At 48.1% G+C, this 13,568-nt stretch carries 15 protein-coding genes; 11 read left to right on the plus strand and 4 right to left on the minus strand.

What is annotated here, in order from left to right; genetic code table 11:
• Positions 1-355 precede the first annotated feature (355 nt).
• Positions 356-517: a hypothetical protein gene (locus QNH46_RS11920; protein ID WP_283928266.1), complete on the plus strand. Its 162-nt coding sequence runs from the start codon at positions 356-358 to the stop codon at positions 515-517.
• Between the two features lie 202 nt (positions 518-719).
• Positions 720-974: a hypothetical protein gene (locus QNH46_RS11925; protein ID WP_283928267.1), complete on the plus strand. Its 255-nt coding sequence runs from the start codon at positions 720-722 to the stop codon at positions 972-974.
• An 84-nt stretch (positions 975-1,058) separates the two neighbouring features.
• On the opposite strand, the gene QNH46_RS11930 is transcribed toward QNH46_RS11925, so the two are convergent.
• Complete coding sequence (locus tag QNH46_RS11930; RefSeq protein ID WP_283928268.1) at positions 1,059-2,237, minus strand: copper amine oxidase N-terminal domain-containing protein; 1,179 nt, start codon at positions 2,235-2,237, stop codon at positions 1,059-1,061.
• 232 nt (positions 2,238-2,469) lie between these two features.
• Here QNH46_RS11930 and QNH46_RS11935 point away from each other — a divergent pair, with 232 nt between their 5' ends.
• The gene (locus QNH46_RS11935) at positions 2,470-3,327 is read left to right on the plus strand and encodes a VOC family protein (protein WP_283928269.1); all 858 of its coding nucleotides are present in this window, start codon (positions 2,470-2,472) and stop codon (positions 3,325-3,327) included.
• Positions 3,328-3,446: 119 nt separating this feature from the next.
• On the opposite strand, the gene QNH46_RS11940 is transcribed toward QNH46_RS11935, so the two are convergent.
• A complete protein-coding gene (locus QNH46_RS11940) occupies positions 3,447-3,755 on the minus strand; it encodes a winged helix-turn-helix transcriptional regulator (RefSeq protein ID WP_283928270.1) in 309 nt (102 codons plus the stop codon).
• Positions 3,756-3,944: 189 nt separating this feature from the next.
• Here QNH46_RS11940 and QNH46_RS11945 point away from each other — a divergent pair, with 189 nt between their 5' ends.
• The 8 genes from QNH46_RS11945 (at position 3,945) to QNH46_RS11980 (ending at position 11,236) form a co-directional block, all read left to right on the plus strand.
• Positions 3,945-4,352 carry a DoxX family protein gene (locus QNH46_RS11945; RefSeq protein ID WP_283928271.1) on the plus strand — a complete coding sequence of 136 codons (408 nt, stop codon included), beginning with the start codon at positions 3,945-3,947 and terminating at the stop codon, positions 4,350-4,352.
• Positions 4,353-4,366: 14 nt separating this feature from the next.
• Positions 4,367-5,218: a VOC family protein gene (locus QNH46_RS11950; RefSeq protein ID WP_283928272.1), complete on the plus strand. Its 852-nt coding sequence runs from the start codon at positions 4,367-4,369 to the stop codon at positions 5,216-5,218.
• 28 nt (positions 5,219-5,246) lie between these two features.
• Positions 5,247-6,317, plus strand: a complete 1,071-nt coding sequence (locus QNH46_RS11955; protein ID WP_283928273.1) for an LLM class flavin-dependent oxidoreductase — start codon at positions 5,247-5,249, stop codon at positions 6,315-6,317.
• A 322-nt stretch (positions 6,318-6,639) separates the two neighbouring features.
• Positions 6,640-7,425: a DeoR/GlpR family DNA-binding transcription regulator gene (locus tag QNH46_RS11960; protein ID WP_283928274.1), complete on the plus strand. Its 786-nt coding sequence runs from the start codon at positions 6,640-6,642 to the stop codon at positions 7,423-7,425.
• Complete coding sequence (pfkB, locus tag QNH46_RS11965) at positions 7,422-8,360, plus strand: 1-phosphofructokinase (RefSeq protein ID WP_283928275.1); 939 nt, start codon at positions 7,422-7,424, stop codon at positions 8,358-8,360. Before QNH46_RS11960 ends, pfkB begins: the two co-directional genes overlap by 4 nt.
• Positions 8,361-8,400: 40 nt before the next feature.
• The gene (locus tag QNH46_RS11970; RefSeq protein ID WP_283928276.1) at positions 8,401-9,777 is read left to right on the plus strand and encodes a fructose-specific PTS transporter subunit EIIC; all 1,377 of its coding nucleotides are present in this window, start codon (positions 8,401-8,403) and stop codon (positions 9,775-9,777) included.
• Positions 9,778-9,781: 4 nt separating this feature from the next.
• A complete protein-coding gene (locus QNH46_RS11975) occupies positions 9,782-10,243 on the plus strand; it encodes a PTS sugar transporter subunit IIA (RefSeq protein WP_347342985.1) in 462 nt (153 codons plus the stop codon).
• Positions 10,244-10,372: 129 nt separating this feature from the next.
• The gene (locus tag QNH46_RS11980) at positions 10,373-11,236 is read left to right on the plus strand and encodes an alpha/beta hydrolase (protein WP_283928278.1); all 864 of its coding nucleotides are present in this window, start codon (positions 10,373-10,375) and stop codon (positions 11,234-11,236) included.
• A gap of 43 nt (positions 11,237-11,279) precedes the next feature.
• Here QNH46_RS11980 and QNH46_RS11985 read toward each other — a convergent pair whose 3' ends face one another.
• Both QNH46_RS11985 and QNH46_RS11990 read right to left on the minus strand, forming a co-directional pair.
• Positions 11,280-11,726 carry a GNAT family N-acetyltransferase gene (locus QNH46_RS11985; protein ID WP_283928279.1) on the minus strand — a complete coding sequence of 149 codons (447 nt, stop codon included), beginning with the start codon at positions 11,724-11,726 and terminating at the stop codon, positions 11,280-11,282.
• A gap of 269 nt (positions 11,727-11,995) precedes the next feature.
• The gene (locus tag QNH46_RS11990; protein WP_430691912.1) at positions 11,996-13,471 is read right to left on the minus strand and encodes a DHA2 family efflux MFS transporter permease subunit; all 1,476 of its coding nucleotides are present in this window, start codon (positions 13,469-13,471) and stop codon (positions 11,996-11,998) included.
• Positions 13,472-13,568: the final 97 nt, after the last annotated feature.

Raw genomic sequence — 13,568 nt, forward strand, 5'->3', positions numbered from 1 at the left:
TAGGAGGAGAGGAGTAATTTAGAAGCATGAACTTAGATAGTTCAGCACGTTAAGAATTCTAGCCAATACGGAGATTCATTTGTAGTGCAACTTCAGCGAGCATCAATCATTTAAAAAGACAGCAGGCGTTCTACTTAATTCAAATATTCTATTCAAGGATGGAGGATACGTCATTTTTGCCACGGATGCCGAGACGAATGAAGTTGTATTCATTAAAAATACAGCCTCAAACGAGACGGAGCTGTATCTCCCGCTTTCCTTTAAAGGAGAAGTGAAATCCCTTGAGGAAGCAGCGGATGGCGGTTATCTGCTAGGTACGACAGAAGGCATTTAAAAGACGGAATAAAACGGAAATGTGCAATGGCAGCGAACGCTGAGCGGATTAAGCAAGATGGCTCCTACAACGGACGGAGGAGCTGTCGTAATCGCGGATCAAAAGCTGCTGAAATTCAAAGGGGCGAATGAGGAAGCTCCTTTGGAAGCTGGCCGAGCTTTGACTCTAACGCTTACTCGCTAGTCGAGGGGCAAAGGCTGGATACGGTAGTGACAGCTGTGTATGGCGGAGTGAAGAGCAATGTCACCGGACAAGCTGCTAATACCTCGGAAGATGAATCTATTGTTTCTTGATGAGGAAGGCAATCTGACGGGACATCGTCTCGGACAAACGAAGATTCGGGCGGTATTTAACAACATGTCGGCAGAAGCAACCGGTCTTTGTCGTGAGGACGTACACGGCTGTTCTGTTGGACTCTGCAGAATATAGTGTTAACATCGGCGAACCGCTGGATTTAATTGTATATTATCAGGAAGGCAACAAGCTCGCAGATGTTACTGGCGAAAGCCATTTTGAGGTTAGCGACTCCGCAATCGCTCGGATAGAGGATGGTCACATCATTGGATTGAAGGTAGGTCGAACTTCTTTGAAGGTAACTTATAACGGTTATGAAACAACGGCCATTGTTGACGTATATTAATTACCTGCGTGAGAATTTGATACGGCACAAGACGCCATAAGCCTAATGCAAAAGAAAAAGAACCGGGAAAACCCGGTTCTTCTTTTATTGCGGCTTGAATACGTACTTTTTACTATGGTTATCATATAGGCTGCGGTTCTCGAATTGCAGACCGCCATCCCCGGTCTCACCCAAAAAGACAAGATTATCCCCATGATACGGGACATCGTTCATTTCGGCATATTCAAGTTCTTCACCGCTCAGGAACTGCTGATACAATAAGGTTGCCGAGTTATCCTTCAAGTTGATCAATGTCAGATGCCCGCTTAGATTCGGGCGGATTAGCAAATAGGATGAGCTTACAGCTAGAACGGAGTGGTTCTCGTCTTTGCCGGTAAGCTGAGGCAGATCATATTCCCGGATGACCTGGCCATCGGCGTCAATGATTGATAGCAGCTTGCCATCGGTGAGAACCGCATTCCCATCTTGATCCACTACGGCATTTTTCTCATAACGCTGGAAATAATAAGCTTTGCTCTGGCTGATGACCTGATTGTCTTTGATGAAGGCCGTGTACACATTCGTATGGACATGTGGTTCACCATAATTGTCTTCAACCGTAATGATATAGCTCTGATGGGCGCTTGGCATGCTGTAGGCGCTGATCGTCGTGAATTCTTGAATATCGACATTCAATTGGCCCACGTGTTCCGGCTTTGCTTCAAACGGGTAAGCAAAATATAAATCGCCTGTGTTCTTATTCAGCCATATGCTTGTATTCACGCCAATTCCCTGAACATAGGGCGATTTCTGGGTTAACAATACTGTTTTCTTGGCGGCATTCCACTCTACGCCAGCTCCTATCGCTTCCGAGAAGAAGCGGATGGGCACGAAGGTACGGCCGCTGCGCACGATAACCGGGGAATTCAGCTTCACCGTTGTACCGTTAACGGTTGCAATGGAAGCATTTAGTTTCATGGACACCATGCGATTGGGATAGGTCATCGTCACGCTGTGATCCTGTGCGTTCCAGAATACGACGCTGCCCAGCAGTTCGCCGATATCCCTAAGCGGCAAATAGACAGAGTCTTTGTAAAATAGTGGCGCAGATGAAGGTGAGTATTCCTGGCCGTTAATTAACAGTTTGATACTCGATTTCGAATTGCTGCTGCTTGCCGCTGCGGCAGTTGGTGAGGCCGAGGAAAAGGCGACCGGAGCGATGGACAACATGGCCGCCAGTCCGATCATTACAATTTTGGATGAAGCTTTTTTTGTGATATTCATGGAGTTCTCCTTCCATCGGAATTTGGAATTATTGCTCGAATATTTGGACGATTTGTTTGGAAAAAAGTTGCACGCATACAAGCAAGACTTGATTGCCCAGTCTTAACCGTATTTACGCTGAAGGTGGTTATTGACAAAAAGTTTAATTGTAACTATACTGATTACAACATTTGTAACTGATGTGATTACAAGTTTTTTTGCATTTTATATATTGACGGAAGGGGCCCTACATATGGCACAAATTATTCATCCGCAGGCGGAGATTGGCCTGGTTCGTTTGAAGGTACAAAACTTAGAACGCTCAATCGCTTTCTATGAAGAGGTGATTGGGCTGAAGCTATTGAAGCAAGAGGGCAATGTGGCCGAGCTTGCTGCCGATGGGCGCCATGCGCTCGTAGTTCTGGAAGCAAACGACAGCTATCGCATATCGGCAAGCCGCTCTTCCGGTCTTTATCATTTTGCAATATTGCTGCCCGACAGAGTGTCGCTTGGCTTGGCGCTGCGCAACTTGGCCAAGCATAATGTTTCAGTCGGTCAGGGGGATCACCTTGTAAGCGAAGCTCTATATCTGAATGATCCGGACAATAACGGGATAGAAATTTATGCGGATCGGCCGCGGGAAACCTGGCAGCGCAGCGCCGACGGGGAGTATGTGATGACGACCGATCCTGTGGATATTGAGGGGCTGCTGCATATATCCGAACAGGCGCAGTGGCAGGGACTCCCTGCTGATACGGTAATTGGCCATGTTCATTTTCATGTAGGCGATCTCCGGCAGGCCAAGCATTTCTACTGCGATGTGCTCGGCTTCGAGGTTTCGGCTCATTACGGCTCGGCTGCATTGTTCATTTCCGCGGGCGGTTACCATCACCATATTGGGCTTAACACCTGGGCAGGAGTGGGTGCGCCGCCTGCAGCTGCTGATGCAACCGGCTTGGCGTATTACACCGTAACACTGCCTCATCAGCAGGCGCTGGCCGAGGTGGAGGCCCGGATTATAGAAGCAGGCTTAGCATTCGAACGCGTAGAAAATGCTATTACAGTAAATGATCCTTTCGGGATCCAAACACAATTAATTGTAAAAGGATAATAACTCACCGAAGAAAAGCACTGAGGCACTAGGAGCTGTAAGTTCCTGAGCTTCGGTGTTTTATTAATGAGGAGCTGAACTTTGGACTTTATCCGGCCCCATCATTCAATATGCAGGAATTATGTTTTTAGCCAATGTTGAGAAAACTTTTCGATTTCACTAAAAATAGGTTCAAATGCTAAACCTTTATCCGTTAAGGAATATTCAATCCGTACAGGAGTTTCCGGATAAATTTCTCTTTTGATTATTCCTTCATTCTCTAAATCCTTCAATCTCTCTGAAAGCACTTTGCCGCTTATTCCGATTGCCGTTTCAATATTACAAAAGCGCTGCGGGCCAGATAATAACTGATAAATTATCAATCCCGTCCATCTTTGGCTTAGTAAACCCATAGCTTGTTCAAACCCCGGACAAATTGATTTATCCAATCGAATCCCCTCCTTATATCCTTAGTATATCACTTTCCACAAGTTCTATCATTACTTTTACATAATTACACACTTGACGTTTGTTAGTTATATAAATATAATAACTTACATAAAGTAACCAAATGATAAATTGAGGCTTTGTTTTTCCGGTTTATACGGTTGGCATCATAATGGAGGAGTGTTTAGTCAATGGTAAGAAAAGATGAGTTGGGTTTGACTTTGTTGAGGTTGAGTTTAGGTATCACATTCTTGATACACGGGTTGGACAAATTCCAAAGTGGAATTGCTGGTACTGCGACCTTTTTCGAAAGCTTGGGGCTGCCTGGTTTTGCTGCCTATGTTGTAGCGCTAGTTGAATTGTTAGGCGGCATTGCAATGATATTAGGGCTTGGAACAAGGGTTGTCGCCGGTTTATTCGCGATTATCATGGCGGTTGCGATTTTTAAAGTAAAACTTGCCATAGGCTTCCTTGGCAATGGACAAATGGCTGGATATGAGCTGGATTTGATTTTACTTGTCATTTCCGTTTATCTCGCCTTGAAGAATAAAACTTCCTGGGCATTAGACAATATTTTGTTCCAGACGAAAAAAGCTTAAAAGGGGTGTGTATGATGAGCTTTCACCGTGAACCCAATATTTATGTCGGGCAAGTAAATCTAAAGGTTCAACATTTAGAACGTGCGCTGAAATTTTATAAGGAGATCATCGGGTTTAAGGTCCTGGACCAAACAGAAAAAACAGCGAACTTGACCGCAGATGGAAAGACGGTTTTGCTGTCCATTGAACAACCTGATAACGTCGTGCCGATGCAAGGAAAGACCACGGGCTTGTACCATTTTGCTTTGCTCCTGCCTAGCCGCTCTGATTTGGCGCGCATCGTTCAGCATTTCGCTCATCTTGGGCTAAGAATCGGTTCTTCCGATCATCTTGTCAGTGAAGCTCTTTACTTATCGGATCCGGATGGAAACGGGATTGAAATTTACAGAGACCGTGATCCTTCGGAATGGGTATGGAATAAAGGTGAAGTGGAAATGGCTGTGGATCCATTGAATTTTAGTGACCTTCTATCGGGAGCAGATCAGAACAAAGCATGGGAAGGGTTGCCTGCCGAAACAGTGATGGGGCATATCCATTTGCACGTATCTGATTTGCATCGGGCGGAAGAATTTTATGTTAAGGGACTTGGATTCGAGATCGTCAACCGATATGGGGCGCAGGCGATGTTCATTTCTACGGGTAAATACCATCACCATATTGGATTAAATACATGGAATGGTGTGGGTGCCCCCCGTCCAGCTGAGAACAGTGCCGGTCTCAAGGCGTTTACATTAATGTATCCCAATGCTGCAGCACGAGAGCAAGTCATCGCAAATTTGAAAAATATAGGTGCATCTGTTACAGAGGAAAATGGGGCATTCGCTGCAGCCGACCCGTCAGGGAATCGTATTCTAATGCTGGTCTGATCCTAAAAAGCTTTACAGGAGGAGTGTCATGAAAGAGGGAGAACGGTCTTTAAATTCAGGTATCGAAATTGGACTTTATACGCTTGCAGATCTAGGTCCCGACCCCCTTACCGGAACAAAGGTTAGTGCACAGCAAAGGATTAAGGATATCATCGCAGCGGCAAAACTTGCGGATGAGGCGGGTTTTGATGTTTTTGGAGTTGGTGAACATCATCGGCTGGACTATGCCGTGTCCGCTCCTCCGGTGATTTTGGCCGCCATTGCTCAAGTCACGAAGCGAATCAAACTGACAAGCGCAACCACAGTGCTTAGCACGGCAGATCCCGTTCGTCTGTTTGAAGACTTTGCGACGTTAGATCTAGTGTCGGACGGCCGGGCAGAGATTGTTGCTGGTCGAGGGGCATTTGTGGAGTCTTTCCCTCTTTTCGGTTATGGCACCAGCGATTATGATGAATTGTTTTCAGAGCATCTGGATTTATTTTTAAAACTTAACAAGAATGACAAAATAACTTGGAGCGGACAATTTCGCCCCCCGCTAAGGAATGCCGAAATTTCCCCTCGGCCTGTACAAAAGCAGCTGCCCATCTGGGTGGGTGTCGGGGGGACGCTGGCTAGCGCTGCTCGCGCAGGCCGGTTAGGGGTCCCAATGGCTATAGCGATGCTTGGCGGTGAACCGGAACGATTTATGCCTCTTGTCGCAGCATACCGTAGCGCGGGGATAGAGGCTGGACATGATTTTGAAGCTCTTAAGCTGGGCGTGACGGGGCACGGGTACGTCTCGAATACTACCCAGCAAGCCAAGGATGAATTTTATCCTTATTACTCGAATTATTGGTCGTATGTGAACCGCCAGCGAGGAATGGCGTTCAGAATGACGCGAGCTGATTATGAACAGATGACAGGTCCGAATACGGCCCTGTTTGTGGGCAGCCCACAGCAGATTGCAGAGAAAATTCTGCGTCAGTACGAGCTTTTTGGACATCAACGTTTCATCGCACAGATTGACATCGGCGGCATACCATTTCATAAAGTTGCTTCAGGCATTGAACTCCTCGCTGCAGAAGTAATTCCAGTTGTCCGCAGAGCAACGAGTAAATAAGCGGTTTACGGTAGTCTCCGAAGAACAATAATAAGATCGGGAATTATGCAACCCGGCTTGCCTCCTTGTTAGCCTCTATATTGGCTGACAAGGGGCTTTTTTTGTATAACAAGGTATTTCGAACAAATAATGCTCATATTTGACTATTTGTGATTACATTTTCTCGAATTCGTGCCATTAATTTAGTTGTAAACGCTTTACAAAATTAAAACGATCATATATAATCATAAACAACAGCAAACGATCACGTATGAGCGTAATCTTCTAAGTTTATGATATATATTATAAAGATAGAAACCGCACTAGAAATGAGGTTAGAACAATGACAACCCTTTTTGAAGAAGAACGCAAACGAGAGATCGCGCAATATGTACAAAGCCGAGGCCGGGCATTGGTTCCGGAGCTGGCTGTACAGTTCAATGTATCCGAATCGACCGTACGCCGGGATTTAAGAGACTTGGAAGAAGCGAGACAGCTGCGCAGAACGCATGGAGGTGCGGTCGCCATTGAGCAGGATAGTGTGGAACCGACCTTTATCGAGAAAGAAGACCGCTATCGGTCACAAAAGGAAGAGATCGCCCGCAGCGCATTAGCCTTCATCGAGGAGGGGGATACGATCTTTCTCGATTCGGGTACGACAACATATTATTTGGCTCAGCATCTGAAAGACTTCCAGGAGCTGACCGTGGTCACGAACTCGAATATGGTCGCAGAGGTGCTAAAGCAGGCCAAGCATATTCAGATCCTGCTTACCGGAGGTACGCTGCGTCATGAAACCCAAGCGATGGTTGGTCCGCTAGCGAATCGTTCCATTGGAGCCATTCGCGTAAATAAATTGTTTCTGGCGATGAATGGCGTAGATACGGACGCCGGCCTGACCACGCCGAATTTGACTGAAGCGGAAACGAAGCGCTGCATGATTCAGGCGGCTAAGCAAATTATTTTAGTGGCTGACCATAGCAAATTCGGTCAAGTTTCATTTGCGAAGGTTGCAGATTTGTCGGAAATTCATCACTGTATCGTCGATGAAGCGGTATCAGAGCAGGCAATCGGCGAGATGGAAGCGGAAGGGATCAAAGTCACGATAGCGGGGAGAACATCAAGATGAAGACAATTCATACGGTAACTTTAAATCCGGCAGTAGACAAGACTGTAACAGTGGAACACTTCGCGCCGGGCGAATTGAACCGGATCAAGACGATGCGCACAGATGCCGGGGGCAAGGGCATCAATGTCGCCAAAGTTTTACATAGCTTCTCGGTTCCTGTCATCGCATGGGGGATCCAGGGAGGGCATCAAGGAAAAATCATCTTAGATAAGCTGAGTGAACAGGGAATTCCGTCTCGGTTCATCGAGGCTGAAGGAGAGACTCGCACGAATCTGAAGGTCGTCGATGAACATACAAAGCAAACGACCGAACTTAACGAAGCAGGCTGCGTACCTAGCCGAGAGCATTTGGAACAGTTCCTTGCCTGTTATGAAGCCGGACTGGACGAAGCGGCTATCGTCGTCCTCGGAGGAAGCTTGCCTCCGGGAACGCCTGCAGATTACTATCGTCGTCTGATCGAAATTGCAAATCGCAAGGGGGTGCGAACGATTTTGGATGCTGACGGAGAGGCTCTGGCCCGCGGAATCGAAGCCGTGCCTTTTGCCCTTAAGCCCAACATTCATGAGTTGGAGACGCTATTTGGAACGAAATTCACGAGCGAGGAACAAATTGTATCAGCAGCAAGAGGTTTGGTTAGCAAAGGCATGTCTTATGTCTTGGTATCCATGGGAGGCGAGGGCTCGATTCTGGTTACGAAAGAGGAAGCGTATCGCGCAAGGCCATTCCCGATTACACCGCTTAGCACGGTTGGGGCGGGGGATTCGATGGTCGCTGCGATGGCATACTGTCTGCTTGACTGCAAGACAACCGCGGAGATGGCACGTTGGACCTCAGCGGCGGGTACGGTCACCGCATCCAAATCAGGAACCGATGTCTGTACGATGGATCAAGTGGAGGAATCGCTTGACCGGATCGAAATCGAACCGATGATGTAACCGGGCGGGAAGTTCATCATGATGAGGAGGAGAATGAACAATGAGTAAAATCATAGCTGTAACGGCATGTCCCACGGGAGTAGCTCATACGTATATGGCTGCGGAGTCGCTCATCAAGGCGGCGAAAGCGAAGAACATCGAGCTCAAGGTGGAGACGCGCGGTGCAATTGGAGTCGAGAACGAACTGACGGAGCAGGATATTGCCGAGGCTCATGCGGTGATTCTCGCTGCGGATACCGATGTCCTTGAATCCCGGTTTGCGGGTAAGCCTGTGGTGAAGGTGGGTGTGGCCCAAGCGTTGAAAGACCCTGCCGGATTGCTCGACCAGGCCTTGGCGATGAAGGCGGCATCTGCTGATGATTACTTGAAGCAGATCAATCAAGCGAAATCTGAGCGTGGTGCTTCACGCAAAGGGCCATACAAACATCTGATGACAGGGGTATCGGCGATGCTTCCGCTCGTCGTTGCTGGCGGATTGTTGATAGCGATTTCATTTATTTTTGGTATTGAAGCATTTAATGAGAAGGGTACACTGGCCGCAGCGCTTATGGATATTGGCGGAGGAGCAGCCTTCGCTCTGATGGTGCCCATCCTTGCCGGGTTCATCGCTTTCTCGATCGCCGAGAAGCCGGGACTGGCCCCAGGCCTTGTCGGTGGGATGCTGGCTTCGCAAATCGGCGCGGGATTCATCGGCGGGATTGCTGCCGGTTTTCTGGCAGGTTACTTGGCCAAATGGCTTAAAGATTGGATCAAGCTGCCGCGCAACCTGGAAGGCCTTAAGCCGATCCTGATTATTCCGCTTCTGGCAACAGGCATTACCGGATTGCTCATGATCTACGTCATCGGAGAGCCGGTCAAATTCACGATGGACGGACTGACGAACTGGCTAAATACGATCGGCTCTACCAATGCGGTGCTGCTCGGGCTGCTGCTCGGCGCTATGATGGCTTTCGATATGGGCGGTCCGGTGAATAAAGCTGCTTACACCTTTGCGGTTGGCCTTTTGGCCAGCAGTGTCTATGGTCCGATGGCCGCGGTGATGGCCGCGGGGATGACCCCGCCGCTCGGATTGTGGCTGGCTACCATCATCGCGCCGAAGAAATTTACGCTTGATGAGAGAAATGCGGGCAAGTCAGCCGCCGTACTGGGCATTTCATTCATTACCGAGGGTGCGATTCCGTTTGCGGCCGGCGATCCATTCCGCGTAATTCCTTCCATTATGGCAGGTTCGGCGGTAACCGGAGCCTTGTCCATGCTGTTTGGGGCTACGCTGCAAGCACCCCATGGCGGAATCTTCGTCTTGGCGATTCCCAATGCCGTAACGCAAGTAGGTCTGTATGCACTGGCGATTGCGATCGGAACCATCGTAACAGCCTTAATACTATCCGTTTTGAAAAAACCTGTAATTAACAACTAGGTGGGTGAACAACTTGAAAATTATTGAACTCCTGAACGAACATGCTATTTTGATGCCATTAAATGCAGCAAGCAGGGAGGAATGCATCCACGCGATGATTGACGCCCTCGAACAATCCGGAGCGGTTGCCGATAAATCTGCTTATTTAGAAGCGGTAATGAACCGTGAGAAAATGAGCTCTACGGGAATCGGTTTTAAGGTAGCCATTCCCCATGGCAAATCGTCCGGCGTGAAAGAACCGGCTCTAGCCTTCGCTAAGCTCGCGAATCCGCTGGATTGGAGCTCAATCGACGGTCAGCCCGTCTCGATTGTCTTCATGATTGCCGTACCGGAGGAAGCGAAAGGGAACGAGCATTTGCAAATTCTTGTCGCGCTGTCCCGGAAACTGATGGACGATGATTTCAGAAGCCAGCTTTTGTCCGTTTCCGACCGTGGGCAGCTGCTCAAGCTTTTAGAAACGATTTAAGGATCAATCATTTCTTGAACGGCCGCTTGAACCGTTATACGGTAAGCGGCCGTTTTATATTGTGAAATAAACGGCATCCGTTGTAAAATGAGTTATCAGACATTTGACCTTGTATCGTGGGGGGATGACATGAAAAAAGAGACGCACATATACAAGCAGGTGAAAGGCTGTACAATCCAAGCGGATATATACAGCAATGGCAAGCATTCGCCCGTCCTCATGTATATCCACGGCGGAGCCTTGATGTTCGGCTCACGAAGCTGGCTGCCGCTCCAACACATCGAACTGTATTATGAAGCGGGATTCACGATCGTCAGCATCGATTACCGGCTGGCTCCGCAGACAAAGCTCTATGACATCGTCCAGGATATAAGAGATGCCATTAGGTGGATTAAATCAAATGCTTCGCAGCGGTATGGGTTTGATGCGGACAAGCTAGTACTGATGGGCGGCTCGGCGGGCGGCTACTTGAGCTTGTTGATGGGAACGATGGAGTTGAAACCAAAGGCGATTGTGTCCTTCTATGGTTATGGAGATATCCTTGGCGACTGGGTAATGAAACCAAGCGAGCATTATTGCCAAAGACCGATGGTGAGCCGGGAGGAAGCTCTGCGCTCAGTAGCTGCAATAACGGTATCCGAAGGTGAGTGGGATCGGTTCAATTATTATTTATATTGCCGCCAGCAGGGCGTATGGCTGACGGAAATGTCGGGTCTTGATCCTGTCAGAGACCGAAACCTGCTGGAAATGTATAATCCGCTCAGCAACGTACGGGAGGATTTTCCGCCGACTCTACTGCTTCACGGAGACAAGGATACGGACGTTCCTTACGAGCAGTCCGTCCTGATGTATGAACAGCTGTGCAAGTTCGGGGTGCCGGCGGAGCTGATCACGATCCCTGGAGCGGACCATGTTTTCGACCAGCATTTTGCGGAGGTTGAGGTGCAGGACGCTTTTCGGCGAACGATTGACTTTATGAACGAAGTTATCTGATATATATTATAAAGACTGCCGACAGGTGCCGGCAGTCCATTTGTTAACTGATTCGAAGTAGAGATACGATTTCACCGTCTATTACTTCTTCACTAACTCTATTAAAACCCAAAGATTCATACAACTTACCCGCAATTTGATTGTCTGGTCGATGTCCAATCATTATTCTTGTACAATTCGATGCACTCATGAACTGAATTAAGGCTTCCATTGCTGCTCTGCCATAACCTTTACCTTGATGCTTATCGTCAATCATTACTGCAGGAATCCAATAGTTACCATCCTTATCTGGATTCGTACAAAATACGAGAAATCCGACTAGAATCTCTTCTGAGTAAATAGCACGCAATTCAAAATCATCAACATATTTAGATTCTGCAATCCAAAAAACCACAGGAGCTGGAAAGACATTAAGCTGTTCCGGATTAACTTGAAGCTTGGTGCATTCATACCAATTTTCAATAGAGACTGGCTTTAATTCAACGGCCATACGGAATTCCTCCCAAATTTTACTTCGTAGAGGAATTTTACCTCTACGATGAGGTCGTAACCTTCCTTAAAACAATGGCAACATGGATATTTTTCATACCACATCACTCCTCTCAGAATTAAAAATTCTAATGTAGGATATTCGTTTGCTGATTTAATATATCCTTCTTTTATTATGGTAATTACTATTCAGAAAATGTCCCGAGCAAAAAGGACGATTCCCGCCCGCGAGGGCGGAGGGCATCGTCCTTTTTGTTCATATAGAGCCTACTAAGACGGTCTGTTGCTGGCTGCGAACTGCTCCTCAGGAGCTTTCGTCCGCTTCGTGAATAGCGATAGCACTAAAGCGATAATCGCGAATACCAAGCCGATTACAAAAGCTCTATGAATGCCTGACAGCAAACCCTCCGCGATTTGCGCAGGCGTCGGCTCCGCCGTCAACGACATGAAATAAGACTGCTGTCCTGAAGTCATAATACTGATGAACAACGCCACGCCGATAGCTCCGGCAATTTGCTGCAAAGTGTTCAATACTGCCGTCCCGTGCGGATACATCCGCTGCGGCAGCTGGTTTAGTCCATTGGTTTGCATCGGCATCATAATCATCGCGATGGCCACCATCAGCAGAACATGCAGCAGGACCAGAATCCCTGTCGTCGTCTGCAAATCAATTCGCGTAAACAGCCACATGATGATGACCAGAAGCGTGCTGCCCGGAATAACGAGGGCGCGGGGGCCGAATTTATCGAACAGCTTGCCGGTAACCGGCGAAATTAGTCCGTTGAGCAATCCTCCGGGAAGGAGGACCAGCCCGGCCGCGAAGGTCGTCATCAGGAACACCCCTTGCATCAGGAAGGGGAGCAGCAGCATCGTCGAAAACATCGTCATCATCGCGATGATGAGCATGATCGTCGTGAGCGTAAACATCGAGAATTTAAAAACGCGGAAATCGAGCATAGGTTCCTTCGACCTTAGCTGCCGGATGACGAATAGAAGCAATGACACGCCGCCTACGATTAACGGGACGTATACTTCCGTGCTGGCCCAGGTCGTATCCGCTTTACCCGCACTGCTGAAGCCGAATACGATGCCGCCGAACCCAAGCGTAGACAGCATAATCGACAGCACGTCGACTTTAGGTTTGGTGACAGTGGTGACATTTTTCAAGAAAATGAACGATACCACAATGGAGATGATTGCAAAAGGCAGCACCAGGAAAAACAGCCAGCGCCATTCGGCAACCTGAAGAATCAAACCCGAAAGGGTAGGGCCGATCGCCGGAGCGAACATAATGACAAGTCCGATCGTGCCCATGGCCGCCCCGCGCGTCTCCGGCGGATACAGCACGAGAATCGTGTTCATCATGACGGGCAGCATAAGACCAGCTCCACTCGCCTGCAGCAAGCGGCCGATCAGCAATAATTCAAAATTCGGGGCGATTCCGCAAAGAAGCGTCCCCACCGTAAACAGCACCATAGCGCCCAGGAACATCTGCCTCGTCGTAAACCACTGCACGAGCAGCGCCGATACGGGAATCAGCACGCCAACGACAAGCATGTAGCCGGTAGCCAGCCATTGCAGGCTAGATGCGGATACCTCCAGCGCCACTTCCAGCTTCGGCAATGCGATATTAAGCAGAGTTTCATTCAAAATGGAAAAAAATGCGCCGATAATGAGTGATATCAATATGGGCAGCTTCTTGATGTTATAAAGATCTTGTTGCTGAGTAGTCGCAGAAGATTTCAATTCTCATCCCTATCCTTATTTTATATTTTTGAGGTTGAGCCGCTTGTCCGCGGCAATTGCTATTGTAACAGAAAAACGTAAAATTATAGCTATTTAA

The sequence above is a fragment of the Paenibacillus woosongensis genome (assembly GCF_030122845.1).
GTDB classification, from domain to species: domain Bacteria; phylum Bacillota; class Bacilli; order Paenibacillales; family Paenibacillaceae; genus Fontibacillus; species Fontibacillus woosongensis_A.